Origin of the sequence: Nocardia sp. NPDC059195 (genome assembly GCF_042754695.1) — a bacterium.
GTDB lineage: Bacteria > Actinomycetota > Actinomycetes > Mycobacteriales > Mycobacteriaceae > Nocardia.
On record NZ_JBHZBG010000012.1, the window covers coordinates 111335 to 137750 of the forward strand.

Annotated in this window: 24 protein-coding genes; 19 read left to right on the forward strand and 5 right to left on the reverse strand. The window is 66.3% G+C overall.

From position 1 onward, the window contains the following. The 7 genes from ACFXKN_RS17630 to ACFXKN_RS17660 all read left to right on the forward strand — a co-directional run bounded on the left by ACFXKN_RS17630 (position 1) and on the right by ACFXKN_RS17660 (position 8662). On the forward strand, positions 1–1056 hold the full coding sequence (locus ACFXKN_RS17630) for an MCE family protein (protein ID WP_379433378.1): 1056 nt from the start codon (positions 1–3) through the stop codon (positions 1054–1056). Continuing rightward, positions 1053–2159: an MCE family protein gene (locus tag ACFXKN_RS17635; RefSeq protein ID WP_378951295.1), complete on the forward strand. Its 1107-nt coding sequence runs from the start codon at positions 1053–1055 to the stop codon at positions 2157–2159. The genes ACFXKN_RS17630 and ACFXKN_RS17635 overlap by 4 nt, the downstream gene beginning before the upstream one ends. After that, the gene (locus ACFXKN_RS17640) at positions 2156–3265 is read left to right on the forward strand and encodes an MlaD family protein (RefSeq protein ID WP_378951292.1); all 1110 of its coding nucleotides are present in this window, start codon (positions 2156–2158) and stop codon (positions 3263–3265) included. The genes ACFXKN_RS17635 and ACFXKN_RS17640 overlap by 4 nt, the downstream gene beginning before the upstream one ends. Continuing rightward, on the forward strand, positions 3262–4569 hold the full coding sequence (locus tag ACFXKN_RS17645; RefSeq protein ID WP_378951289.1) for an MlaD family protein: 1308 nt from the start codon (positions 3262–3264) through the stop codon (positions 4567–4569). Before ACFXKN_RS17640 ends, ACFXKN_RS17645 begins: the two co-directional genes overlap by 4 nt. Positions 4570–4579: 10 nt before the next feature. Then, positions 4580–5254 (forward strand): hypothetical protein, encoded by a 675-nt coding sequence (locus tag ACFXKN_RS17650; protein WP_378951286.1) that lies wholly within the window; start codon positions 4580–4582, stop codon positions 5252–5254. Positions 5255–5398: 144 nt separating this feature from the next. Beyond that, positions 5399–6910 (forward strand): coniferyl aldehyde dehydrogenase, encoded by a 1512-nt coding sequence (locus ACFXKN_RS17655; protein ID WP_378951283.1) that lies wholly within the window; start codon positions 5399–5401, stop codon positions 6908–6910. Between the two features lie 81 nt (positions 6911–6991). Further along, on the forward strand, positions 6992–8662 hold the full coding sequence (locus tag ACFXKN_RS17660) for an acyl-CoA synthetase (RefSeq protein WP_378951280.1): 1671 nt from the start codon (positions 6992–6994) through the stop codon (positions 8660–8662). 125 nt (positions 8663–8787) lie between these two features. Here the strand turns inward: ACFXKN_RS17660 and ACFXKN_RS17665 are convergent, their stop codons facing one another. Then, positions 8788–9573 carry an SDR family oxidoreductase gene (locus ACFXKN_RS17665; protein ID WP_378951277.1) on the reverse strand — a complete coding sequence of 262 codons (786 nt, stop codon included), beginning with the start codon at positions 9571–9573 and terminating at the stop codon, positions 8788–8790. A gap of 167 nt (positions 9574–9740) precedes the next feature. Here ACFXKN_RS17665 and ACFXKN_RS17670 point away from each other — a divergent pair, with 167 nt between their 5' ends. The 11 genes from ACFXKN_RS17670 to ACFXKN_RS17720 all read left to right on the forward strand — a co-directional run bounded on the left by ACFXKN_RS17670 (position 9741) and on the right by ACFXKN_RS17720 (position 21061). Then, entirely contained in the window at positions 9741–10970 is a 1230-nt protein-coding gene (locus tag ACFXKN_RS17670) for a cytochrome P450 (protein WP_378951274.1), read from the forward strand. 81 nt (positions 10971–11051) lie between these two features. Further along, a complete protein-coding gene (locus tag ACFXKN_RS17675; protein WP_378951270.1) occupies positions 11052–12233 on the forward strand; it encodes a thiolase family protein in 1182 nt (393 codons plus the stop codon). Positions 12234–12262: 29 nt separating this feature from the next. Then, positions 12263–13024 carry a crotonase/enoyl-CoA hydratase family protein gene (locus ACFXKN_RS17680; RefSeq protein ID WP_378951267.1) on the forward strand — a complete coding sequence of 254 codons (762 nt, stop codon included), beginning with the start codon at positions 12263–12265 and terminating at the stop codon, positions 13022–13024. Positions 13025–13072: 48 nt separating this feature from the next. Then, the gene (locus ACFXKN_RS17685) at positions 13073–13843 is read left to right on the forward strand and encodes an SDR family oxidoreductase (protein WP_378951264.1); all 771 of its coding nucleotides are present in this window, start codon (positions 13073–13075) and stop codon (positions 13841–13843) included. Positions 13844–14103: 260 nt separating this feature from the next. Then, positions 14104–15099: a DUF3068 domain-containing protein gene (locus ACFXKN_RS17690; protein ID WP_379433379.1), complete on the forward strand. Its 996-nt coding sequence runs from the start codon at positions 14104–14106 to the stop codon at positions 15097–15099. 334 nt (positions 15100–15433) lie between these two features. Next, positions 15434–16042, forward strand: coding sequence for a TetR/AcrR family transcriptional regulator (locus ACFXKN_RS17695; RefSeq protein WP_379433380.1), 609 nt, complete (start codon positions 15434–15436; stop codon positions 16040–16042). 190 nt (positions 16043–16232) lie between these two features. Next, positions 16233–17756, forward strand: a complete 1524-nt coding sequence (locus tag ACFXKN_RS17700; protein WP_379433381.1) for a nitric oxide reductase activation protein NorD — start codon at positions 16233–16235, stop codon at positions 17754–17756. Further along, positions 17753–18547, forward strand: a complete 795-nt coding sequence (locus tag ACFXKN_RS17705; RefSeq protein ID WP_379433382.1) for a CbbQ/NirQ/NorQ/GpvN family protein — start codon at positions 17753–17755, stop codon at positions 18545–18547. Before ACFXKN_RS17700 ends, ACFXKN_RS17705 begins: the two co-directional genes overlap by 4 nt. 151 nt (positions 18548–18698) lie before the next feature. Further along, positions 18699–19436 carry a hypothetical protein gene (locus ACFXKN_RS17710; RefSeq protein ID WP_378951249.1) on the forward strand — a complete coding sequence of 246 codons (738 nt, stop codon included), beginning with the start codon at positions 18699–18701 and terminating at the stop codon, positions 19434–19436. 42 nt (positions 19437–19478) lie between these two features. After that, positions 19479–19904 carry a hypothetical protein gene (locus tag ACFXKN_RS17715; RefSeq protein WP_378951246.1) on the forward strand — a complete coding sequence of 142 codons (426 nt, stop codon included), beginning with the start codon at positions 19479–19481 and terminating at the stop codon, positions 19902–19904. Continuing rightward, positions 19904–21061, forward strand: a complete 1158-nt coding sequence (locus tag ACFXKN_RS17720; protein WP_379433383.1) for a phosphotransferase — start codon at positions 19904–19906, stop codon at positions 21059–21061. The genes ACFXKN_RS17715 and ACFXKN_RS17720 overlap by 1 nt, the downstream gene beginning before the upstream one ends. 67 nt (positions 21062–21128) lie before the next feature. Here ACFXKN_RS17720 and ACFXKN_RS17725 read toward each other — a convergent pair whose 3' ends face one another. Together ACFXKN_RS17725 and ACFXKN_RS17730 are read right to left on the reverse strand one after the other, a co-directional pair. After that, positions 21129–22385 (reverse strand): amidohydrolase family protein, encoded by a 1257-nt coding sequence (locus ACFXKN_RS17725; RefSeq protein ID WP_379433384.1) that lies wholly within the window; start codon positions 22383–22385, stop codon positions 21129–21131. Between the two features lie 60 nt (positions 22386–22445). Next, a complete protein-coding gene (locus ACFXKN_RS17730; RefSeq protein WP_379433385.1) occupies positions 22446–23315 on the reverse strand; it encodes an acyl-CoA thioesterase in 870 nt (289 codons plus the stop codon). 115 nt (positions 23316–23430) lie between these two features. On the opposite strand from ACFXKN_RS17730, the gene ACFXKN_RS17735 reads away from it, so the two are divergent. Next, positions 23431–23751, forward strand: a complete 321-nt coding sequence (locus ACFXKN_RS17735; RefSeq protein WP_379433386.1) for a hypothetical protein — start codon at positions 23431–23433, stop codon at positions 23749–23751. 7 nt (positions 23752–23758) lie between these two features. Here ACFXKN_RS17735 and ACFXKN_RS17740 read toward each other — a convergent pair whose 3' ends face one another. Then, entirely contained in the window at positions 23759–25189 is a 1431-nt protein-coding gene (locus tag ACFXKN_RS17740; protein ID WP_379433387.1) for an amidohydrolase family protein, read from the reverse strand. Then, positions 25186–26334 carry a CoA transferase gene (locus tag ACFXKN_RS17745; protein ID WP_379433423.1) on the reverse strand — a complete coding sequence of 383 codons (1149 nt, stop codon included), beginning with the start codon at positions 26332–26334 and terminating at the stop codon, positions 25186–25188. The genes ACFXKN_RS17740 and ACFXKN_RS17745 overlap by 4 nt, the downstream gene beginning before the upstream one ends. Positions 26335–26416 lie beyond the last annotated feature (82 nt).

Here is a 26416-nt window from a genome sequence, read left to right on the forward strand (position 1 = left end):
ATGACACTATCGACCCGGATCCGGCGGCTGAGCTCCTCGCTCTCCCGGCCGATCGAAGAACAGAACCCGCGCATGCTGGGGATCGTCGCGCTGGCCGTGCTGGTCGCGCTACTGATCACCGCGCTGGGCTGGAACACTCTCGGCGTCGGCGAGCGCAGCTACGACGCCGAATTCGCCCAGGCCGCGGGGCTCCGCGTCGGTGACAGCGTCACGGTCGCCGGCGTCCAGGTCGGTGCGGTGACCGGCCAGCAGTTGGTGGATGACCGCGTCGTGGTGACGATGCGTATCGCCGACGACGTACCGCTCGGTGTCGAGACCACGGCGGCGATCAAACTGACCACACTGCTCGGCGCCCGCTATGTGGAACTGCGCCCGGCCGGTGCGGGTGAGCTCCGAGATCGACGGATCATGCTGTCGCACACCGCCGTGCCTTACGACTTGCAGCAGTCGCTGGAGAACGCCACCACCACCTTCGAGCAGGTCGACGCCGCGCAGATCAGCCGCTCCCTGGATACCCTGGCCGCGCAACTCGACGGCGTGCCCGCGGTCCTGCCCGGTGTGCTGACCAATATCAGGACGCTGTCGGGCATTCTGGGTAGCCGCCGCGACGAACTGGGCTCATTGCTGACCGGGGTGCGTGACCTGACCGCCGTGGTCACCAGCCAGCGGTCCGATGTCGAGGTGATCGTCGGGGTGGGGCGAGACCTGTTGACCGACATAGCTTCCCGGCGACAGGCGATCGAGTTGCTGATGTCGGCGACTACCCGATTGGTCGAGCAGGTCCGCGGCATCATCGTCGATGACCGGGCGAATATCGACCAGCTGCTCACCGGGCTGAACGGTCTACTCGGCAGCCTCGCCCGCCACGACGACCTGCTGCGCAACACCTTGGAGATCTTGCCGGTCGCGGTCCGCAACCTGACCAATGCCTCGGGCAACGGGAACTCGGTGGACTTCAACGCGCCCGGCGGTGTGCTGGTCGACTCGTGGATGTGCGCTCTGAGCGGACACGCCGAGTTGGCCCAGTTGCCACAGTATTTCGGAGATTGTCGATGAGAACAGTGCTGAAGCTGGTGCGGGTCGCCACGGTGCTCGCGGTCCTCGGGTTCGTCGGGTGTGCGAGCGGTTCGCTGGAACGCGGCCCGGACGACATCACCGTGGTGGCCCATTTCGACAGTGCCGCCGGACTGTATGTCGACAACACGGTCGCGATCCTCGGCATGCCGGTCGGGAAAGTCACCGGGATCGTGCCGCGGGGAGCCTTTGTCGAGGTGACTATGCGGGTGGACGGCGAGGCGAAGATCCCGGCGGATGCCACGGCGGTGACGGTATCGACGTCGGTGCTCACCGACCGGCACGTCGAGTTCACCCCCGTGTACCGGGGCGGGGACGCCTTGCGCGACGGCACGACACTCGGATTGGAACGCACCAGGACGCCGGTCGGTGTGGATCGGTTGATCTCGATGGCCGATGACATGTCCGGTGAGCTCGGCGGCGAACAACCCGGTGAGGGACCGATCGCGCGGATGCTCGCCGTCGCCTCGTCGGCCACCAGTGGCAACGGGCAGGAATTGCGCGCGACGATGGATGAGTTGTCGCGGGCCCTGCGCCTGGGTGACGACGCGGGAGCGGGGACGCGCGACGCCGTCACCCAGATCATGCAGGAGCTGTCGGTGCTGGTCGCCGCGGCCGCCGACGGTGACCAGGTCATCCGCGAATTCGGTGCTGCTGCAGGGCAATTGGGTGACATGTTGACCCAGCTCGAGATCGGATCGGGGGCCACCGGCGCGCAGATCACCACGGTGATGCGGGAGGCCGACGCCCTGCTGATGGCCAACCGGGAGCCGTTGCGCAGCGCGGTCGCCGACACGGCAACCGTCACCAAGGCCCTCGCCGACTATCGCGACCAGCTGGCCGAATTCCTCGACCTGTCGCCGATGTTGCTGGCGAACGGCTACAACGCGGTCGACCAGGAGGCAGGCGGTGCGCGCATTCACGCGCTTTTGGACCGGGTCGCCTTCGACGGGCAGATGGTCAAAGAGGTGTGCAATATCCTCGGCCTCCGCCAACTGGGCTGCAGCACAGGGACGCTGCAGGATTTCGGGCCGAATTTCGGTATCACCGACATGTTGGAAGCGATGAGTAGGTTGCCTCGATGAGAGCCAAGAATTCCGTGCTGACGACCGCGGCGCTGGCGGTCGCCGTGCTCACGACCACCGCCGGATGTGGAGTGGGGCTCGACGACCTGCCGCTGTCGGCACCCGGATCGGGCGAGTCCGGATACACGATCGACGCGACGTTCGCGAACGCGCTGAATCTGCCTGCGAAGGCGAAGGTTCGGCTGGCGGGTGCCGACGTCGGTGAGGTGACCGAGATGTCGGTCGCGGACTACAAAGCCAAGGTGTCGCTGCGTATCCGGGCCGATGTCGAGCTTCCGGTCGGCACTCGGGCACAGCTGCGCACCGCGACCCCGCTCGGCGACGTCTACGTAGCGCTCGACGCGCCGGTCGACGCCACCGCCTCGACCGCCGCCCTGCGCGACGGAGACACCATCGCGTTGCCGGAGACGTCGGCGGCGGCGACCGTCGAGGAATTGCTGACTACGGCCTCGCTGCTGGTCAACGGCGGTGCCATCCGCAATCTGACCACCGTTGTCAACGGTCTCGGGCGCGCGGTCGGCGATCGCGGCGACAACCTCGGCGGGCTACTGGATCAGTCCACCCAGCTGGTCACGGCCCTGGCCGCCCGGTCCGATGACATCCGGCTCGCGCTGGCCGAAACCAATCGGCTGGTCAGCGATTTGGCCGCGAACCGCACCGTGATCGCTGATTTCATCAGCGCCGCCGGTCCCGCCGCCACGGTCATCGAGGCGAATGCGCAGCAGGCGCTCGAGCTCGTCAGGCAGGTCGACGATGTCAGCGCTCAGCTCGCGCAGTTCCCGGTGCTTCGTGGTGGTGAGATCGGCGGGCTGATCGCGAATCTCGACCAGATCTCCGCGGGGCTCAATGACGCCATCTTGAATCCGAACGCGAGCCTGGCCGCGATGAATGCCATGCTGCCCACCGTCATCAGGCTCTCCAGCGGTACCTCGGCGCACGGCAACGTCGACCTGGAGGATTTCGCGATCGGGGCGCTCGCCGACCCCGGTCACCAGGCGGATCCCGGCAGCCGGATACCGGATGCGAGCGATTGGCACGCGCTCGTCGGTTCGCTCACCTACACCCTGCTCACCCTGCGTGAGCGGGTCCTGGGACCGGGCCGATGAGCGCCGTCGGTGGACTCGCTTCCTTCGGGTCGGCGGTGGCGGATCTGCCCGCCCGGCTGCTGGTCGGGGGAGTGCGCGGCGGGCATCCGTATCGGCTCGCGCTCTCGGCGGTGGCGCTGGCGATGGTGGCGGTGGCCGGGTCGACATATCTGGTGTTCGGTGCGCTCGGCTTCGATCCGTCGGCTTCGACCATCGCGGTGCGGGTGCATCTCACCCAGTCCGGTGGGCTGCTGCCCGGCCAGGATGTCACCTTGCGCGGTGTGCCGATCGGTGAAGTCCGGTCGGTCGAGTTCGCACCGGACGGCGTGGTCGCCATCGCGAGCATCGACGCGAAAATCTGGGTGCCCGACGACGGAACGGTCGACGTGACCAGCCTGTCCACGGCGGGCGAGCAGTTCCTGGACTTCCGGCCGACCCGATCGACCGGCCCGTATCTGAGCGACGGGGCCGAGATCTCCTCGGACAAAACCTCCACGCCCACACCGCTGTGGCAGATGCTCGGCACCCTCGATTCGAGCTTGGCGCAGGTGGATCCGGCCCAACTCGCCTCGGTGGTCGACGAGCTCGGGGTCGGACCGGAGGGGCCACAGAAGCTGATCGACATCCTCGACGGCGGGGTCTTCCTGGTGTCGACGCTGGATGCGGTGCTTCCGCAGACCGTCGCGCTGGTGCACGACAGCAAAACAGTTCTCGCGACTCTGGGAACGGGATCAGCAGGGCTGCAACGGTTCTCCGCCGACACCGCGCATTTCATGCGCGGCGTCGAAGCGAAAACCGGCGGTTTCGCGGAATTCCTCGATGCGACCCCAGGGACCCTCACCGCCTTGGACACCGTGCTGGCCGACAATTCCGCCGCGGTGGTCGGGCTGTTGACCAGCTTGTCGACGGTCGCCCAGGTGACGAATACCCGGGTACCGGCCATGCAGGAGTTCTTCTTCCCGACCCAGCGCGCCGGATCGGCCCTCGACGCGTTGGCGACGGTGATGCACGACGGCGGATTCTGGGGGCTGGTCAGCATGTATCCGCGCTACACGTGCGTGTACGACCTGCCGCGGAAACCACCGTCGCTCGGTGACTATTCCGAACCGTATCTCTATACCCACTGCTCGGACGACAACCCGGCGGTCCTGGTCCGCGGCGCCGACAATGCGCCGCGACCGCCGGGGGAACGCCTGCCCGGTCGGCCACCCGCGGGCGAACCCGCCGATCGAACGGCCGGCCCCACCCCGATCGGGCCCTGGTCATTGCCCCTGCCGTTGCCGTTGGTCGACTCCGGCCAGACGGTCCCCGCACCACCCCGATGAGGAATCTGTGATGAATCCCAAGACCGACCCCACCGATACCACGACCACCGACGAGCCCGTCGAAACAGCCACTGTGGCAGCTGTCTCGGTGGAGAAGAGCTCGGGCGAGCCCGTGGACCCGTCCGTCGATGATTCGGCGACCCCGGCGGCTGAGCCCGAATTCGTGATGCCGTCCAAATGGGCGATCCGTCGGATGATCGCGGCGTTGATCTGGAAGAAGATCCGCATTCCACTGCTGGCGCTGGTAGCCGTGGTGGCCGTCGTCACCGCGGCGATTCTCGGATGGAAACTGAAGCAGGAGAACGACACCGACGCCGCGGCCGCGGCCGGACTCGAGGCGGCCAGAGCGTATGCGGTCACATTGACCAGCGTCGACTCCGGCAATCTCGATCGTGACTTCACCGCAGTGCTCGACGGGTCGACCGGGGAGTTCAAGGACACCTACACGCGCTCCAGCGGGCAGTTGCGTCAGCTGCTGCTGGAGAACAAGGCGACCGGCAAGGGCACGGTGCTCGACGCGGCGGTGAAGTCGGCGACCGCGACGAAGGTCGAGGCCATCCTGTTCGTCGACCAGACGGTGACCAACACAGCCTCGCCCGATCCCCGGGTGGACCGCAGCCGGGTGATGATGACGATGGAACTCGTCGATGGTCGCTGGCTCGCGAGTCGGGTGTCGCTGCCCTGACCCTGTGCGGGTCACATCGAACGCTGCACAAACACTGTTCGGGCAGAGCTGACACTGTTACAGTTGGTATTACTGGAACGATATCGGTTGTTGACCTCCCTGGCGAAGGCGGCGGCGGGTTCGATGTGAGTGCGGAGGGCGCGGATGTCACAGGTTGTCGGGTTCAGTGAGGCCGGTCGAACCGGCGAAACAACAGATCCGGACGAGCTGGTCGCGATTCTGGCCCGGCAACGGCAGGCCTTCCTGCGCGAGGGTCCGGCGTCGGCGGCAGTCCGGCGCGATCGGATCGACCGGCTGCTGGCCATGGTCCTGGACAATATCGACGACTTCGTCGATGCGATGTCACGCGATTTCGGCACCCGCTCGCGGACCGGGACGCTATTCGCCGAGATCATGGGGATGCTCACCGCATTCGAGCACACCCGCTCACACACCGAGCGCTGGATGCGACCGGTGCGCCCGAACCGGCTCGCACGCCTGTACGGCATCCGCACCGAAGTCCATCCCGCACCCCTCGGGGTCGTCGGCATCATCGGCCCGTGGAACTTCCCGCTGCAGCTGGTCGTGGTGCCCGCGGCGTCGGCCTTCGCCGCGGGCAACCGCGTGATGATCAAGATGTCGGAGATCACCTCGCACACCGCCGAATTGACCCGTTCGCTGGCCGCGCGATATTTCCACCAGGACGAACTCGCGGTGGTGACCGGCGGACCCGACATCGGTGCCGCCTTCACCCGGCTGCCGCTGGACCACCTCTTCTTCACCGGTTCGACCGGAGTCGGGCGTCTCGTGCAGCGAGCCGCGGCCGAGAACCTGGTCCCGGTGACCCTCGAACTCGGCGGAAAGAATCCCGTCGTGGTCGCGCCCGACGCCGACATCGACCGTGCCGCGAACCGGGTTGCCCGCGCCAGAATGGTCAACGGTGGACAGGTCTGCGTCTGTCCCGATTACGTATTCGTTCCGGAAGCCGAGATCGACCGCTTTGTCGACCGCCTGCGTGCCGAACTGCGCGCGATGTTCCCCACGATCCTGGACAACGACGACTACACGGCCTCGGTCGACGCCGCCAACTACGACCGCGTGCTAGCCCTCGTAGCCGATGCCAGAGCTCGCGGTGCCAGGGTGGAATCGCTCGCACCGGCGGGTGAGGAACTGCCCGATCCGGTTGCGCGAAAGATCGCGCCCACGCTCATCCGTGACGTCGGCGACGACATGCGTATCGCGACCGAGGAGATCTTCGGTCCGGTCCTATTGATCAGGCCCTACGCGGACCTCGCCGATGTCATCGACTACGTCAACGCGCGGCCTTCGCCGTTGGTCGCCTACTGGTTCGGCCCGGACCGCAAGGACTTCCGCAGGTTCGTCGAGGGCACCCGCAGCGGCGGGATCGCGCGCAATGAGTTCGCGATCCACATGTTCTCCGAGAACGCGCCGTTCGGTGGTGTCGGGCACAGCGGGATGGGTGCCTATCACGGGAAGACCGGGTTCGACACGTTCAGTCACCTGCGCACGGTGGCGGGGACCGATCTCCCGTTCGCGATCACCGGGATAGCGGCGCCGCCCTTCGATCTCCGGACGGCGAAATTCATCGATCTCGCGTTGCGGGCCGCGCGCTGGCGCTCTCAGCGCCGGGTGCGCGGACGCCTGCCGCGACGCTAGCCACAGAAGCCGTTCAATCCACTTCTTCCACCACAATTTTCGGGCGCGTGAGCGCTTGCGAACGATCACTGAGGAGTTACGTTGTCCCCTTCCGCGACCGGGTCCGACTCGACGCAATTGACTCTCGTCGGCGCTGCCGACGCCGCCGCCGCGGCGCTCCCGGATCGCGACATCATCATCCAGGGCGACCGCCGCCACACCTATGCGCAGGTGGCCGAACGGTCCCGGCGGCTCGCTGCCTACCTGCATGCGCAGGGGCTGGGTTGTCACACCGAACGTTCCGAGCTCGAACCGCATGAGGTCGGCCAGGACCTGCTCGGCATCTACGCCTACAACGGCAACGAGTATGTCGAGAGTTTGATCGGGGCGTTTCGCGCGCGCGTCGCGCCTTTCAACGTGAACTACCGCTACGTCAAGAGCGAACTCCAGCATCTGCTGGCCGACGCAGGCGCCACAGCACTGGTCTACCACGCGACCTTCGCGCCGCGGGTGGCCGAGATTCGGTCCGAGTTGCCGCATCTGCGGGTCCTCATCCAGATCGCCGACGACTCCGGAAACGATCTGCTCGACGGTGCCGTCGACTACGAAACGATCATCGCCACAACGGAACCTGTGGTGCTGCCGGTGACAGCCTCACCGGACGATCTCTATGTGCTCTACACCGGCGGCACCACCGGGATGCCGAAGGGCGTGCTGTGGCGCCAGCACGACATCTACATGGCAGCGTGCGGCGGGCGTGACATCAACACCGGCACGCAGGTGAACTCCTACGAAGAGATCGGTGCGCGGGCCGCCGCGAACCCCGGCGTCAAACTCATGCTGTTGCCGCCGCTGATCCACGGCGCGGCGCAGTGGGCGGTGCTCACCGCCATGACCACCGGTCAATCCATTGTGTTCTCCCCGGTGGTGGATCGGATCGACGGGCCCGAGATCGTGCGGACGATCGAGCGCGAACGAGTCGCGATCGCCATCGTGGTGGGTGACGCCATGGCCAGACCGTTGCTCGCCGCGGTGGAGTCGAAGATCGCCGATGTGTCGTCGCTGGCCGCGCTCGCCAATGGTGGAGCGGTACTCACGCCGCAGGTCAAGCAGCAATGGATCGAAGCGGTGCCGGGTTTGGTGGTGCTCGATGGTGTCGGATCTTCGGAAACCGGAACCCAGCTGCACCATGTCTCGGCGGCGGGCTTCGTCTCGACCGGAACGTTCTCCGCGGGTCTGGACACCAGGGTCGTCGCCGAGGATCTCAGCACTGTCCTCCAAGCCGGCCACGCCGGTCTCGGTTGGCTCGCGAAACGTCAGTTCACCCCGCTGGGCTACAAGGGTGACGCGGCCAAGACCGCGGCGACCTTCCCCGTCATCGACGGCGTGCGCTTCGTGCTGCCCGGTGATCGTGCGCGCCACCTCGAGAACGGGACGATCGAGCTGCTCGGTCGCGACGCCGTCACCATCAACTCCGGCGGCGAGAAGATCTTCGCGGAAGAGGTCGAGTCGGCGATCGTTTCTCATCCCGCGGTCGCTGATGTGTTGGTTGTCGGGCGTCCGAACGAGCGGTGGGGTCAGGAGGTCGTGGCGGTCGTGGAACTGGTGGAAGACGCGACCGTGGATTTCGATGAGCTGGTCGGCCATGCCGCGCAGTCGCTCGCCCGCTACAAGCTGCCCAAGGCGGTGGTCTTCCGCTCCACGATCAGTCGCAGTCCCGCGGGGAAAGCGGACTATCGCTGGGCTCGTGAACAGGCTGTCGCCGAACTCTGATCGAACGACCTCGGGCGGCACCGATCTCGATGTGGCGTCCGGGGTTTCGGCATGACGCCTGTTTCCGAACGTGCCGCCCGTACGGCGCTATGAGTTGTGGCGCCGTACGGGCGAGTGGGAACGGTTCAGAGTCCGATGGCCGGGCCGACGGTCAACGGGGCCACGAATCCACCATCGACGTGAATGTCCTGGGCGTTGACCCAGCGGGAGTCAGGGCCGGCGAGGAACGCGATCACCGGCACGATGTCGGCGACCCTCGCGTGCCTGCCGACGGTGGCCTTGACCGAGTCGAGGACTTCCTTGCCCATCGACGCTTCGAAATCGGTGAGAATCGGTGTCTCGGTGGGACCGGGACTCACGGAGTTGACCCGGATGCCGTACTTCTGCCAAGCGGTCGGCGCCAGGCGCTTGGCGAAGATGATCGACGCCTGCTTCGAGGTGCTGTAGACGGGATAGGCCGGGTCCTGCGTCGCCTGCCACTGCGCCACGGCATCGGCGTCGGTCGCGGCCAGCAAGCCCGCGAGATCGTCGATCCGTTGCTGCCAGCCGAGAGCGGCGACCGAGGCCACGGTGACGATCGCGCCGCCCTGACGCAGCAGCGGCAGCATTCCGGTGGTGAACAGCCGCATGCCGAGGTAGTTCACCCCGAGGACATCGGCCGCCGATGCGGTGCCCGGCACGCCCGCGACGTAGGCCAGCGCATCCCAGTCGGCACCGATGCGGTCCAGCAGGGCCGCGATGTCGCTCGCGTCGCGCAGGTCGCACTGTTCGTGCTGGGTGGCCGGTGTGTCGTTCGCGTGCAGATCGACCGCGAGTACGTGGTCCCCCTGCTCGTGGAAGTGCGTCGCCGTCGCCGCTCCGATGCCGGACCCTGCTCCGACGACGACGATCCTGCGTTGCTGGGCGACCATGGGTTTCCACCGTTCCGATGCCCAATACGGCATCTGTTACAGAAAGCTTGACAGTAAGGGTAACTATAAATCAGTCTTGAGGTCGAGACAACGCCATCTGCGCGGGTGCGTGCGGTGTGGTGGATTGCTGGGTTACCAGCTCGGAACGGGAAAAGGTGCTGATAGGGATGCCGATCGTTGATGAGGCCGCGAACGTTCTGGCGGATCCGGCCGCCTATGCCGATGAGCCGCGGTTGCATGCCGCGTTGGCCGCGTTGCGAGCGGAGAAGCCGGTCGCGCGGGCGGAAGTCGCCGGTTACGAACCGTTCTGGGCGATTACCAAGCACGCCGATGTGATGGCGGTGGAGCGGGCGAATCGCCGGTTCACGAACTGGCCGCGTCCGGTGTTGATGACCGCGAAGTCGGACGAGATGCAGGCCGCGGTGGGGATCCGGACGCTGATTCACATGGATGATCCGCAGCATCGGGTGGTGCGTGCGATCGCGGCGGATTGGTTCGGGCCCAAGGCGATGAAGGCGATGGGGGTCCGGATCGAGGAGCTCGCCAAGCGGTACGTGGATCGGATGCGGGATACGGGGGGTGAGTGCGATTTCGTGTCCGAGATCGCGGTGAATTTCCCGCTGTACGTGATCATGTCGCTGCTCGGGGTACCGGAGTCGGATTTTCCGCTGATGCTGAAGCTGACCCAGGAACTCGTGGGTTCTGATGATGACGAGTTGAAGCGGTCGACGCCACCGGATGAGGCGATGAACGCGTTGGTGGAGATGTTCACGTTCTTCCAGGCATTGACGGAATCGCGGCGGGCGAATCCGACCGATGATCTGGCGTCGATGATCGCGAACGCGAAGATCGACGGTGAGCCACTGTCGGATGTGGACATTGTTTCGTACTACGCCATCATCGCCACGGCGGGCCACGATACGACGAGTAGCAGTATCTCGGGTGGTCTGCGGGCGTTGATCGAGCACCCTGACCAGCTCGATCGTTTGCGTTCTGATCCGGGTCTGATGCCGGGCGCAGTCGAAGAGATCATTCGGTGGGTGACACCGGTGAAGGCGTTCATGCGAACTGCCGCTGAGGATTCGGTCGTCAACGGGGTGTCTATTCCGGCGGGTGATTCGTTGTTGTTGTCGTACGCGTCGGCGAATCGTGACGAGGACGTTTTCGAAGATCCGTTCCGCTTCGACATCGGGCGTGAGCCGAACAAGCATGTGGCGTTCGGTTACGGCGTGCACTTCTGTCTCGGTGCGGGCTTGGCTCGGATGGAGATCGGCAAGTTCCTGGGAGAGTTGTTGCCGCGCTTGAAGTCGATCGAGTTGGCGGGCGAGCCGGAGTTGACGGCAACGACTTTCGTGGGTGGTTTGAAGCATTTGCCGATCCGCTTCACCATCGACTGACCGAATACACGACCTGTAATTCATCGCACTACACACCAGGCCGCATCGATGGGTGCAGCCGGAACTCAGAGGTTGAGAGACATGCCCACACCAGTCATTGTCAGTGCGGTCCGCACCGCGATCGCGCGATCGTTCAAGGGTGCGCTCGTGAACGTGGCGTCGGAGACACTCGCCATCGAGATCCTCACCGAGGCCGTTCGCCGCTCGGGCATCGACCCGACCCACGTCGACGATGTCATCTTCGCCGAACTGAACTACGGCGGCGGCGACCTCGCGCGGCACGCGGCCGTGGCCGCGGGAATGCTGAATGTGCCCGGCCAAGCGGTGAATCGCCATTGCGCGGGCAGCCTCACCTCCATCGCCAACGCGGCCGCGCACATCGGCGTCGGAATGGAGCGGGTGATCGTGGCCGGCGGTGTGCAATCGCTGTCGACGGCTCCGCTGATGAAGTGGCGGGTGCCCGGGTCCGGGCCCGAGCTCGAATTCAAGGAACCGTGGATCCCGCCGTCACACCCGGAGACCCCGGACGCGCCCACGATGGATATGGCGATCACGGTCGGCTGGAACACCGCCAAGAAGGTCGGGATCAGCCGTCAGGAAATGGACGACTGGGCATTGCGGTCGCATCAGCGGGCTGTCGCGGCGATCGACGAGGGCAAGTTCACCGACGAGATCCTGCCGTTGAAGGTCGCCCAGCCCGACGGCTCGGTGCTCGATTTCGCAGTCGACGAGCATCCGCGCCGGGAGACGACCGCCGAGCGGTTGGCGGCGCTGCCCGTTCTGCATCCCGAGATCGAGGGGTTCTCGATCACCGCGGGTAACAGCAGCGGCATCAACGACGCCGCCGCCGCGGTGACGGTGACCGCGGACGACTATGCGGCGAGTGCGGGCCTGGATGTTCTCGCGACAGTGCGAGCTTGGGCGAACGTGGGTGTGACGCCCGCGGATAACGGCATCGCCGCGGTGAACGTGATCGGCAAGGTGCTCGACCGTGCGGGACTGACCGTCGATGACGTGGCGCTGTGGGAGATCAACGAAGCCTTCGCCTCGGTGCCGATCGCCGCGTGCCGCGCGCACGGCATCGACGAGGAGCGGGTGAACTTCTCCGGCAGCGGATGCAGCCTCGGCCATCCGATCTCGGCCTCGGGTGCCCGCCAGGTGGCGACCCTGATCTACGAGCTCCGGCGTCGCGGCGGCGGTATCGGCGTCGCGGCGATGTGCGCGGGTGGCGGTATGGGCGGCGCCCTCGTCATCGAAGTCTGAGTGCTTTCACCGAGAGAATGGAGATATCTGTGTCGGACGCAGTGCTAGTGGAACGGCGCGGGCGAACGCTGGTGATCACGATCAACCGGCCGGACGCGCGCAACGCGATCAATCTCGCGGTCAGTCAGGGACTCGCCGACGCCGTCGACGAGCTCGACGAAAGTCCCGAGCTGTCCGTCGCGGTCCTGACCGGCAGCGGCGGAAACTTCAGCGCCGGAATGGATCTGAAGGCCTTCGCGGCAGGGGAGTACCCGTATGTCGCCGGTAAAGGCCTCGGATTCACCGAGAAGCCACCGGCCAAGCCGATCATCGCCGCCGTCGAAGGCTACGCGCTGGCCGGCGGCACCGAACTGGTCCTGGCTACAGATCTGGTCGTCGCCTCCAAGACCGCGCGGTTCGGGGTTCCCGAGGTCAAACGCGGTCTGGTGGCGGGCGGCGGTGCGCTGTTGCGGCTGCCGCAGCGCATTCCGTACCAGAAAGCACTCGAATTGGCCCTGACCGGTGACAGTTTCACGGCAGAGGACGCCGCCGCGTGGGGCTTCGTCAACGAAGTAGCCGAACCGGGGGAAGCGCTGGACCGGGCATTGGCTCTGGCCGAACGGATCACGGCCAACGGACCGATCGCGGTCGCGGTGACCAAGGAGGTCATCGTCAAGGCGGCCGAGTGGAGCACCGGCGAGATGTGGCGCAAGCAGCTCGAGCTCATCGCCCCGGTTTTCGGCACGCAGGACGCGCAGGAAGGCGCGAAAGCGTTCGCCGAGAAGCGAACCCCCAACTGGACGGGCAAGTGAGGCAGTGAGCTGCCCGTCCACCATCAACCCATCAAGTGAGGAGACGCAGTGTCGTTCGAAGGTGAAGTAGTACTGGTGACCGGTGGTGCCGGTGGGCTGGGTGACGCGGCGGTGCGCAGGCTGCACGCCGAAGGCGCGGCCGTGGTGATCGCCGATGTCAACGACGACAAGGGCAAGGCACTGGCCGAGGAGCTGGGCAACAAGGCCGTCTATGTGCGCACCGACGTGCTGGACGATTCGACGATCGAGGAAGCGTTCGCGGCGGCCGACGAACTCGGCACGCTGCGCTACGCGGTGATCGCCCACGGTGGGTTCGGTGTGCTGGAGAAGGTCGTCAACCGGGACGGCACACCGCACACGTTGAAGGGCTTCACCGACACCATCGCGCTGTATCTGACGGGCACCTACAACGTGCTTCGGCTCGCGGCGGCGAAGATCGCGAAGCTCGAGCCGAAGGACAGCGGCGAGCGTGGCGCGATTGTCATGACCAGCTCCATCGCCGGGTACGAGGGCCAGATCGGTCAGTCGGCCTACGCGGCGGCCAAGGGTGGCGTGATCTCGTTGACCCTGACCGGCGCCCGCGACCTCAGCGCTGTCGGCATCCGGGTGAACAGCATCGCTCCGGGAACGATGCACACCCCGATCATGGATTTCCTCGGTGAGGAGAAGCTCGCGAAATTCGCTGCGGCGGTGCCGTTCCCGAAGCGGCTGGGCGCACCGGCCGAATACGCGTTGCTGGCTCAGCATCTGCTCGAGAATCCGTATATCAACGGTGAAGTCATTCGTATCGACGGCGGGCAGCGTTTTCAGCCGAAGTAGTTCCGGCGCTTTTCTCGTCGTGACGGATAGCCGTCGATGACCGCCGCTCCGAATTACGGGGCGGCGGTCGTCGGCTGTTCGAGTGGGTTTCGACTCGGACACGGCCCGCGCGGCCGCGTTCGAATCGATATCGGAATACTTATCGCAATCTATCCCGTGAGGCCAACTGTTGAACTATCTTCAGTGTGTTGGATCACAGTGGTCATCCATGAACGAAAAAATCGGGTGCCACGACATCTCCGCCAGGGATAGAGGATTTCATGACAAAGAGGTCATTTACCGGGATCGCGGCAGGCGTTACGGGAGTTTCCTTTCTCGTTGCCGCCGCATTGCTACCGACATTCGTACGGGATTCGGTCATCGGTCTACCGGACGAGCTGGACCAGACCACCGTTGTTGTCGGTAGGGGTGAGTTGATCGATCGGTCGAGTTTCCTCTCGGCGACACCGGTGCGGACATCGAGGGATGTCCCGGTATCCATTACCGCGCGAACGACGCTGGCCGAATCGGCCGACAATTCGTCGGCCGTGATCCATGGCAGTCTCCTCGGGGCACGCAGCGACGTCGCCGGAGACTCCGCGGTATTCATCAACTCGACCGATGTCGTGCAGGTCGACCGGCAGAATTATCTGGTCGGCGCCGAACCGGTACCGACGTGGACGGGCCCGCCCGCTCCGCCGGCGGAGGAGCCTGCCCGCATCGGGACGCTGTTCTCGTTCACCCCTGATGTACAGAAATCGGATCACCGCTTCTACGAACTCATGGCGCACACGCCGACTACGGCGCGCTACATCGACGATGACCGCAGCATCGACGGGATGCGGCTGTATCACTTCCGTTCCGAATTGCCGCCGGTGGATATGACGAAGACCGTGGGCGTCACGCAGCAGACCCAACTGACCTTGCCCGCGGCGAAATGGGGCCTGCCGGGCGGCATGGACATGGTGACGATGAACCAGTACTACGCCAATGTCCGCGATATGTGGGTGGAGCCGACTACCGGTGCGACCGTCGACCTGGTGACCAGCCCGCGGATCTACTACGCGCAGACCGCGGACAATCCGCACCAGGTGACCGCGTTCGCCGGGGAGCTCCGATTCGACCAGCCCACCCTCGACGCCCTGCTCGGTGATGCGAAGGACGGTCGTCAGCTGATCCGGTGGCTCTTCGTGTGGCTGCCGATCGGTCTGGCTGTGGTGGGGCTGCTGCTCGTCGGTACCGCCGTCCTCACGAGGGTTCGTCACCGCGCCGGATAGCCGCGTCCGGCAACACCCCTGCCGCACATGCGCTCCCCGGCACTGTCTCCACCGGGGAGTCTCATTCGCATGAATACAGTATGCCTTCCGGTATGTCACCCTGGGGTGTTTTCGGTGGGCGTGACCGGGCGTCCGTGAACCGCCGGTTCGCGATCCGAAAATCTATTGACGAATTTCAATGACATATGTCAGTATTGGGTCACGCGGTCGATGACCAGCCGGGATTCACTCGAGCTGACTCGATCAGCAAGCAGGAGAAGGGCTCTGGCGAATCTCGCCGTGCCTCTTTGCGCGCCTGATTGACGCGAGTCAATGACGGGAGTTAGCTCGCGGCATGAGCGAAATCCAGGACAAGCCCCAGGGGCGACAGGCGCAGCGTCTACTCACACGGAAGCGAGTGCTCGATGCGGCGGTTGCGGAATTCGGTAGAGCCGGCGCGGCCGAGGCCGACATCGCGACGATCGTCGAGGACGCGGGCGTGGCACGCGGGACCTTCTACTTCCACTTCCCGACCAAGGAACACGTGCTCCTCGAACTCGAGCAGCGCGAGGAGGCGCGCATCGCCGGAGAGCTCGAACGGTACCTCCGTACGCCGCACGATCTGGCGGACGTACTGGCGAAAGTCGTCCGGTTGGTCTCGGCGATGGAACGGCGCCTAGGCAGCAAGTTGTTCAAAGATCTACTCGCCGTGCACTTCTCGCCGGCGCGACCATTGGATGAGACCTGGCGGGAACATTCCGTGATCGGACTGGTCGCCGTGGAGATCGAACAGGCCGCCGCGCGCGGACAAGCCCAACTCGTCGTCCAGTCCTACCACAGCGCCGTGTTCTTCCTCCTCGGCCTCTACGCCCTGCTCACCACCACGAGCGGCTCGAAAGCCGTCCGCACAGCGGCGCTGGCCGACTACGTGACGGCGACTCTGCGGAGCTTGGAGCCCCGATGACCGCGACGCAACCCACCATTCGCCGACAGATAGGGAATCCCGATCATGCTGCTCGACATCATCCGACTTGTCCTCGCCTGGGGCGCGGTGGTTCTCATCATCGCGTTCTGGTACTGGATCCTGAGCAATATCGGGACATTCTGATCATGGGTGCTGTTCGTGCGTCGGCGTGTACCCGCGGAGATCCAGGATGACCGCGACCGGGCCGGCGGCGTCGATCGAGCGCAGCTACGCGGTGACGGCGGTTGCGCTGTCGGGCCGTCGCCGCCAAGGCGTCCGCCTGGTAACCGGCGAGCGGCGCGGCTTCGGCCTGAGCCCGGGTCTCAGCTTCGTGCACGTGCCGTATCCGCCGTCGGCCGACTGGAACCGCATCACCATGACCTGCGGTGTCGCACTGCAGTGTTCGCCTTCCAAAGACCGGATAGCGCAGTATCTGCTGCACGAGTTGTCACCGCGTGAGCGTGCTGCACTCTCGATCGTCGAGGGTGACGTCGCCGCGACCTGGGTGGCCGATCGGTTTCCCGGACTGGTGCCCGAACTGCGCCGGTGGCTGCCGGCACTCGAGTTCACCGATCCCGACCTGCCCGGCGACGACATCATCGAGCGCGCCGTCGCGCTCGCACGGTCGCCGCGGGCTCTGGGGGAGTATCCGTTGCTCGGGAGTGTGCCACTGGCCGCGCCGCCGCGCAGCCGCATGGCGCTCGCGGCGCGGCGGATATACGGCCGCATGCCGTGGACATCCAATCGCAGCGACAGCTACCGCGTCTGGTCGGTACCGGTCGGTGGTGAAGGCGGCAGCCGGGCCTCGAATATGCCGCCACCGAGCCGACCCGAGAACGAGGACATCGAGATCCGCGCCGATCAACGCGCGGGGATTCCGTACCCGGAGTGGAACCAGTGGACGATGAGCTTCCTGCGCGACCACGTCGCGGTCATGGAGCGCCGTCAACCCACCTCGTCGAGCCCGATCGCGCCTGCCTCGCCCGAGGTGCGTCGCTGGTTCGAGGAACTCACCCACCGCTCCATGCGCGGCGGCCTGGTGGACGGGTCCGATATCGACATCGACCGCTACATCAGCCATTACGTCGACACGCAGGTCGGCGCGACGCCGCAGCCACGGGTGTTTCGTGAATTGTTGCCCAGCGCCCGCGATGTCACGACCGCTGTGCTGCTCGACGGCAGCTCCTCGCTCGGCATCAACGGCGGCGCGACCTTCCGGTTGGAACTGGCCTGCGCCGACGCCCTCTCCCGAGCCATGACGGTCGCCAGGGAACGGCACGGGATCTTCGTGTTCACCGGCAATACCCGCCACCGCGTGGAAGTCCGGTGTCTGAAGGACTTCGACGACCGGAACTTCGTCGATATCGGCGGTCTCGGGCTGATGGCCGGGGGCTACACCCGCCTCGGCGCGCCACTGCGGCACCTGACCGGTCGGCTGCTCGAACAACCGGCGCAGCGTCGCCAGCTCATCATCATCGGCGACGGCCTCATCTCCGACGAAGGGTACGAGGGCCGCTACGCGTGGGCCGATGTGGCCCATGCCGTCGAGGAGGCCGTCACCGCCGGGATCGCCGTCTACTACATCGGCATCGGCCCGGTTCGCGTCGATCCACTGCCCGAGGTATTCGGACCCACACGCTCGCAACGCATTCGGCGGGTGGAGGAACTTCCCCGCGTTCTCGCACATATTCACCGAGAGTTGGTCGATTTATGACATCTGATTCCTATTTCGCCGGCGGCGGCGAGGTCGAACTGTTCGAACGAGCGTTCCAGCAGCGCCTTCCGGTCATGCTCGCCGGGCCGACCGGGTGTGGCAAAACGCGATTCGTCGAGCACATGGGCTCGCTGCTCGGTCGACCGGTGGTCACCGTCAGCTGCCATGACGACATCACCAGCTCGGACCTGGTCGGGCGGTTGCTCGTCACCGGCGGTGACGTGGTCTGGAGCGACGGGCCCCTCACCAGGGCCGTGAAGGACGGAGCCATCTGCTATCTGGACGAGGTGATCGAGGCCCGCCACGATTCACTGGCCGTGCTGCATTCGCTCGCCGACCATCGGCGTGCGCTGTTCCTCGACCGCGCGGGCGAGGTGGTGGCAGCCCCCGAATCGTTCATGCTCGTCTGCTCCTACAACCCGGCCTACCGCAGTTCACTCAAAGTGCTGAAACCGTCATTTCGGCAGCGCTTCGTCACCATCACCATGGACTACCTGCCGCCCGAACGGGAAGCCGATGTGGTGGTGACGGAATCCGGCGTCGATCCGGCGGTTGCGACCCGACTGGTCCACTGCGCGAACACTATTCGTGGCGCGGACGAGATATTCCATTTCGAGCCACCGTCGACGCGCGTGCTGGTGGCGGCGGCGCAGCTCATCGTCGCCGGCGCGCGCGAAATCGATGCGGTGCAGGCCTGTGTGCTGGCGCCGCTGAGCACCGATGCCGCCATCGGTGACGGCCTGCGCCAGATCGCCACCGCCGGTCTGCTCGCCGACGAAGAACCCGTGTGATCACCTCGAGGAGAACGCTCATATGAACGAGCAAGACCGTAGACGTAAGCGTGCGCTGATCGTCTTCCAAATCACCATCTATGGGTTTCTGCTGCTGATGTTCCTCATCCAGGTGCAGATGTTGATGAACAGTGACTGGTAGGAGAAAATCGTGAATTTGCCGACATTTGTCAAGCGCCGCACCGGATCGGCGAATCCACCGAGCGCGGATATCCGGACCGCCGGAAGCTATGACGAGCACGAAGCGGAAAGCCGGGCGAGTCAGCGACGCGCCGATATCTGGCTCACCGCGGGTACGGCACTGATGGGCACCTACATCTTGGGCCTGGTGGGTCTGCCGGTCTTTCTGCGCGGCGTGTGGCTGCAGCGCCGAGCGCAGCGAGAAGGATTATCCGTGCGCCCGCTCATCGTCACGCTGATCGGGTATCTCGTCATTCTCGACGCCTTCCTCAACAGTGTCGGCTGGGTGCTCGACGTTTTCGCCAGCCACACCTTGGTCACGCGGGTCTTCTTCACCGCCTGGGGCAATTTCTTCGACGGTGGCTACTGGTGGCACTACAACGAGCTGTGGATCGGCGGGTCGGGTGCGCCTGGCGAGAAGGGCTGGGAAATCGCCTGTGTGCTCGTCGTCTTCCCGATGCGGATCGCCGCCGCGATCGCCTTCCTGCAGATGAAGCGGTGGGGTCATCAGTGGCTGACGGTCACCTGCTGGTTCGGTGTGGTCATCTGGGTCGGCTACATCGTGAATATGACCGTGTACGCCGATATCCGCTTCGACGGTGTCGTGCTGCCGGTGTTCGGCTGGTGGCTCTACGACATCTTCTACATCACGCCATTCCTGGCAATCCCCTATCTGCATACGGTCAATCGCGAGATATTCGCCGACTGACCGCGGTTCGACTCGATTTATCTGCTGAAGGAGAATTTCGCGATGAGTACACCGTCGTCCGAATCGGGATCGGTTCCGCCGGAAGAACTTCCGTTGGGCACCACGCCACCTTTCGCGCGCATGCATCGCTGGCTCAAGCGGGGGATCATGATCTGCCTGGTGGCGCTGGTGGTCGAAGGGGCGTTCACCGTACCCGCGCTCGCGATCTGGTACGGCTGGCCGACCTTGTCACTGCAGGAGATCTGCCACGAGATGATAAAGGTCCGCTACTCCGACGACACCCTGGAATGCCAGTATCCCGCCGACTTCAACGCACCACCGCTCGGCGGGCAGGCCGAAGCGGCCGGGCAGACCACCGCACGTGACGAATGGAGCGTCCAACCCAAACCCGGCTGGGAACCCATCGGGTTCCGGGAACTGGTCCGTCGCCACGACGAGCGGATCGCCCGAGAAGGCGGAGGGAGATAGTGCGGGCTTCGGTCCGCACTGCCCGAGCCATCGGTTCGGTGGCCGGGCAGGCATTGCGGGTCGCGTTCGATCGCTCTGTGCCGACGGGTGGTGCGCGCGCACCGCTGCGCGTGGAGGACGTGACCGCGGCCTGGCTCGCCGAAGTCTTCGGCGTGGCACCGGAGACGATCCACCACATACGGGTCGTGGACGCCCATTCCGGCACGGCGGCGCGGGCGCGCATCGAAGTGACCTCGGATGCCGATATTCCGGCCTCCCTGTTCCTGAAAATGCCGCCGCGCAACTACTTTCAGCATGTCCTGATGAACCTGTTCAGCCTCGGGGCGCGAGAGATCGACGCCTATCGCGCATTAGGCGACGCACCACCGATCCGGGTGCCCCACTGCTACGCGACGCGGTTCGACCCGGTGCGGGGTCGCGCTGTGCTGGTCCTGGAGGATCTGTCGCCGACCGCGCGGTTTCGCACGGTCGGCGATCCGCTCGACCGAAGCGAAGCGGAGGCCGTCGTCGACGCCATGGCGGATCTGCACGCCGCCTTCTGGCAGGACCGAGCAGGTGAGGCGGGCACCACGTCGGCCACACGGTCGGAGGTGGAAACCCAACTCGGGATCCTGATCCGGCGCCGGCTGCTCGGCACACTCACCGGGCACGCCGCGGACCTGGTCCCGGCGACGGTCCGGGAGCAGATCCGGATCTTCTATCAGCGTGGCAGGGAGATCGACGCCTTCTGGGCCAACCAACCGCAGACCCTGATCCACGGGGACCCGCATCTGGGCAACCTGTTCTTCGAAGACTCGACGCCGGGCTTCCTGGACTGGCAGATCTCGACGACCGGTTGCGGCATGCGCGATGTCGCCTACTTCGCGAACTCGTCGCTGGAGCCGGAATTGCTGCGCGAGATCGAACGAGGACTTGTCGAGCGCTACGCCGCCCGGCTCGACGCCGCGGGCATCACGGCAGACCCGGAGCAGCTGTGGACGCTGTACAAGGTCGGCATCGCCGAGTTGCTGCTCGCTATCGTCTGCACCGCTGAGGCGGGCGAACGAATGCAGTCGCCGGCGGTGACCCGCTGTGGCGTGGCGCGGGCTGTCGCGGGCGTCGAGGCACATGACAGCCTCGCACTGCTGGCCGCGCTTCTCGATGACATGCGCGTCTGAGCATCAGGCGACCCGATGAGAACAGCCGCCGCCGAATCCGATTCGGCGGCGGCTGAAGTCGCCTGGATCAGGCGGTTGTCGGGGCAGCGGCGCTCGGATCCGGGTTGGCGATGGGCAGTCCGAGGAAGCGGCGGGCGTTGTCGCCCATGAAGTCATACGTGCGCTGGACGTCCATGCCCTCGGCGTACTTCCAGAAGCCCTTCGGCTCGGCCAGACCCTCCGGGTGCGGGTAGTCGGAACCGAACAGGACCTTGTCCCAGCCGACCGTGTCGACGACATCGGCCACGCACCCTTCCCAGAACGGGCTGACCCAGATGTTGCGGCGGAACACCTCGTGCGGATGCTCGGGGAAGTTCTGCGGCATCTTCTTGTACAGGTCTTCGAAGTCGTGGAACAGCGGGTAGATCCACGAACTGCCGTTCTCGACGCTGGCCACGCGCAGCTTCGGGAACCGGGTCAAGGTGCCGTGACAGATGAGACTGGTGATCATGTCGGAGATCTCGCGATGCCCCAGCGCCATCCAGCGAAATGGGCTCTGCGCCATGAAGTTCGCGGTGTGCGGCGGTTCCCAGGAGGCAATGTAGCCGTCCAGCGGCGGGTAGCTGGCGTGCAGCACGATCGGCAGGCCCGCGGCTTCGACATCACGCCAGAACGGATCGAATTCGGGCAGCGCGGGTGAGCGCCAGCCGTGCAAGCCGTTCACCGGGCCCGGCTTGATCAAGGCGACCTTCGCGCCGTTGTCGAGGATGTATTCCAGTTCGCGCTGGGCGGCGTCGACCTCGGAGAGATTGATGATCGGGGTCGAGTAGATGCGGTCGGCGTAGTTGTAGGACCAGTGCTCGGCCATCCACTGGTTGAGTGCGTGGATGATCGCCAGGGTGAGCTGTGGATCGTCGGCCGCCGAATGCTCGACCAGGCTGGCCAGCGTCGGGTAGTTCAGTGCCTCGACGACACCCTGGCGGTCGAGCTCGGTGATCCGGTCGACCGGGTTGCGGGTGGCCGCGGGTGCCTCGATCGCGGGCCCCTGCATCTCTCGCAGCGTGAGCCCGTCGGAGTTCTCGCCCGCGAAGAACTTCTCGTGCGCGCCGGGCGCGGCGACCCGCTCGAAGGTCGGGTTCGGGATGAAGTCGGTGACCTTGTTGTTGATCACGATCCGGGTCTGCCGCCCGATCTGCGCGAACTGCACCGCACGTGCGTACTTCTCCGGCAGGTACTTCGTCAGCGAGTCCGGGGTCTCGTACATGTGCTGGTCGGCGTCGAAGATCGGCGCATCGCGAAATTGTCCCTCGGTCCAGCTTGCGGCCGGGTCGGCGGTGTTCGTCATCTGGTTCCCTTCCATCACTGCAGTCTTATCTACTGTAGTTCATACAGTATGAGTCGTGGTTCACGTGGCCGGGATGGCGTCGGCGTGAAACCTGAGCAGGGCCTCCTGGGCGAACGAGGCGACCAGCGAGCCGTCCGCGGTGAAGACATCGCCTCGGCCGAAGCAGCGCCCGTGCGCGACCATCGCGCTGTAGTGGCGCAGGAGCAGCCAATCGCCGGTGGTGAACGGTCGATGGAACCAGACCGTGTGCGAGGTCGTAGCCGAGGTGAAGGCGGTGCCGTTGCCGCGCTGGTCGATGCCGTCGAACGGGCGTAGCGCGGTGCCGATGACGTTCAGGTCCGTGGAATAGGCGAGCAGTGCGGCGGCGGTTCCGGCGTCCTCCGTGTCGGGAATTCGCATCCAGAGGTCGTAGTCGGCTCGCCCGTCGTCGTGGGCGTCGAGATCGGTGATCGACCGGGTGTCCCACGGGAGCAGGTCGAACCGGACGCGGTTCTCGGGACCCGGCGGTGCGGCGGCGGGGCGGACCGGCTGGTGTGTCGGGCCCGCTTCGGTGGCATGCAGCGAGACTGCGCAGGTGGCGATCGGGCGGCAGCCCTGCGTCGCGGTCACGGTCAGCGCGCCGAACGAGCGTCCGTCGTGGAGTGGGTCGGCGATGTAGTGAATGGGAGTGTCGGATGTGCCTTCCCGGAAGAACGACGCATGGAGCGACTTGACTGCCTTGTCCGGGTTCGCCGCATTCGCCGTGCGCACGAACTGGCCGAGTAGCTGCCCGCCGAAGAGGCGCCGATGGGGCAGCTGTTGATTCGATCCCTCGAAGGCGAGAAGGGGATCGGCCGGACTCGGCGACGTGGCATCGGTGGGCAGCGAGCGGAGGTCGAGGCAAGCCATGAGGTCGTTCCAGGTATCCGGCACATGCCGATCATAAGCCATACGGGAAGGTTTACAGTATATCCCTGATCAGCGCTCGGGCTCGAACATTCTCGACTACTGTCGTAGCAACAGTAACTCCCTCTGGGATTTCCGCGAGTGTCGAGGTGATCGGTCGATGACGAAATACAAGGACCCGCGACGCAGGGCACCGACAATCGCTCACCCGCGATCGGCCGCGCCACCCGGCACGGCCTACGAGCACGGTGCGCGGATCCCCGGCGAGGTGGTTCGTACCACCAGCTATGACCTGCTCGACTACTTTGCGAAATGTCCACGATGCGGCTACGCGGCGCAGGCGTCGGAGACGGTCCGCGCCTATTCCAGCGGGTTGGTCGAGCGCGGGCTGTATCGCACGTGTGGGTTGCCGTGTGGTTGGCACGATTCGACTTTCGAGGTCGCCGACACGGTTTCGGCGGCTGCGCTACCCGCCACCTAGCTGCCGATCACAGCTGCGCCGGCGCTCGCGTGAACAGGGTGCGAGCGACGACATCGGCCGACGGGTCGCGTAGTACTTGCTCCAACGGTGCGCGCAGCAGGACGAGATCGGCAGACGCCCCGCGTCGGATCCGGCGCGGGCGCCCGCCCGGGTCTTCGGCTGGGGTGAGGTATCCCGCGAGCGCCTGTGCGGGCGTGAGGCATTCGCCGGTATTGATGGTCGCGCCGGTTTCGGTGGATCGGCGACTGGCCGCGGCGATCACCGCCCACGGGTCGAGCGGGCCGTAGGGGGAGTCGCTGGACAGGGCGAGGGGGACGCCCGCCGCGAGCAGGCTTCGGCAGCGGTACAGATCGTCGAGGTCGTCGGGTTCGACATGGTCGAGGTAGTAGTCGCCGCGCCGGGACAGGAAACCTGGTTGGGTCACCACCCGCAGGCCGTGGCGGTGGAGATCGCCGATGCTGTCGGCGGGCACCAGCGCCGCGTGTTCGACGCGGTCGCCGGGGAAATCGCCCGCCACATCCAGGGCCGCGAGCAGCAGGAGCAGTGCTTCGCGGCTGACGCAATGGACGGCCACGGCCCGTCCGTCGCGGTGGGCCGCGCTGATCTGCTCCACCAGCGCGTCGAACAGGGGGAGTCCGGAGTCGGCGATGACGATCTTGTACGGTCCGACACCGATCCGCTCCGGCAGCGCAGGCGCGCTGCCCAAGGGGGCTCCGAGCAGGTGTAACCGTTGCGGCAGGTCGCCCTCGGTCACGGCGGCGACCAGCGCGGCCTGCGACCCGGTCGACAGATCAGGGGTCGCGTCGGTGACGCCGGTGATGCCGTACTCGGCGAGGGTGGAGCCGAGCGAGCCGAGATGCGGTGGCCTCGCGGGTGGCAGTCGGGTGCGTAACCAGGTGTCCGCGCGCCAGATCCGGCCGGTCGGAACGCTATCGGCAGCGCACTCGACACCGGGATGTGCCGCGTCGGTGATGCCCGCCGCGGCGAGCGCGGCGGAGTTGAGGATCCACATCGCGCCACTGCGGTGCTGTACTCGCACCGGTCGGGTCGCGTGCAGGGCATCGAGGGCGACGGCGTCGAGATCGCCCGCGACGGTGTCGACGTAGCCGACGCCGCGGACCCAGCCATGGTCGTCTCCCGGTGCCTCGGCGAGGGCCGTGCCCAGCGCGCGGCGGTCGAGGACTGCCGGTGGGCCGCAGTGCACCGACGCCGCGTCGGCGGCCGTGGCGTGCAGGTGCAGGTGGTGATCGTGCAGTCCGGGGATGACGGCACCGCCGCGCGCGTCGATCACCTCCGTGGCCCCGTCCGTGGACAGCGACGGCCCGATGTCGTCGATCCTGCCGTCCCGCACCCGCAGATCGAGACCTGGAATGCCGTCGATTTCTGCGTCGCGCACGATGGTGGTCCGGCCAGCCGCAGGCAGGTGGGAATCGGTCACGGCGCTGGGATCCGGAGCGATTCGAGTACTTGCGCAGTATCGGCACCGGAATCCGCGGCGGGGCCGATCGGGGTGCGAGACAGTGGTTGTGCGATCGGAATCGGTCCGGCGTCGGACTCGATGAACCAGCTGTCGCCGCGCTGTGAGGTCCGTGGAACCGGATCGGTTGTCAGCGTGCTCGCGACGACATCGGTCATCGAGATGTCCCACAGCACTCCGCGACCGTCGGCGGGCGAGGACATCGCGAGCATGGCGGCGGTCAGGCCGGTGAGTGGATCGGCGATGGCGTCGCCGACGAAAGCCGGTGTGCCCGAACCGGGCTCGTGGGCGACCAGTCCGGCGGCCGCGGCGACATCGTCCCCGAAACCGATGCGGTTCGACGCTCGACCGGCTGCGGTGATGGACACCCAACTCGCCCCGCGTCCGACGGCCGCCTCGGCGTCGAGTCCGAAACCGGCCAGCGCGCGGGGCCTGGACGCCTCGATGACGATGTCGGCGGCGTCGACGAGGGCCGACAACGCCGACCTTCCCGCGCTGTCGGCAGGATCGAGAACCACTGACTCGTGCCCATGGTGCAGTAGTGCGTAGAACTCCGGGTTTCCGCGTCGGGCGCCGTCGGGCCGTCCCGGGGTCTCGACCTTGACCACGCGCGCGCCTGCCAGCCCGAGGAGGTGGGCGCACAGCGGACCCGCCCACAAGGCGCTGAAGTCGACGACGAGCAGCCCTTCGACCGGCCTCGGCGTCATCGGTGCCGGGCAGTGCACGCGTTCGTGATGCCGCACCGGCCCGGCCGCCACGCCGAGGAGTTCGGCGCGTTCGAGGAGTTCGGCGCCGCGATGCGCGCGCACCCAGTCGGCAAGCGCGGGCCACGGATTCGCCGCGTCGAGCTCGTCCCCGATCAGCGCGCCGAGCAGGAGCGGATCATCGGGCCGGGCGCAGGAGATCGCGGCCCACCCGTCGGCGGTGGGCAGCAAGCGGCAACGGCCGCCCGCCGACACCGCTCCCCGGCGCCGCAGGTCGGCGAGTGCGGCGCGTTCGCCCAGTAGGTGGGCACCGTCGACGGTGATCATTTGGCCTGAGACGGCGGCCAGCGTCGAGGTCAGCTCGCGGGCCCTGGTGGCCGCGCGCCCCGGCGGCACCAGCATCGGTCCGTCGGGGCGACCGGAGAGGGCGACCACCCCGCTCGCCGCCCAGTCCGCTGCGGGCGGACCGGGAACCGACGCTGTC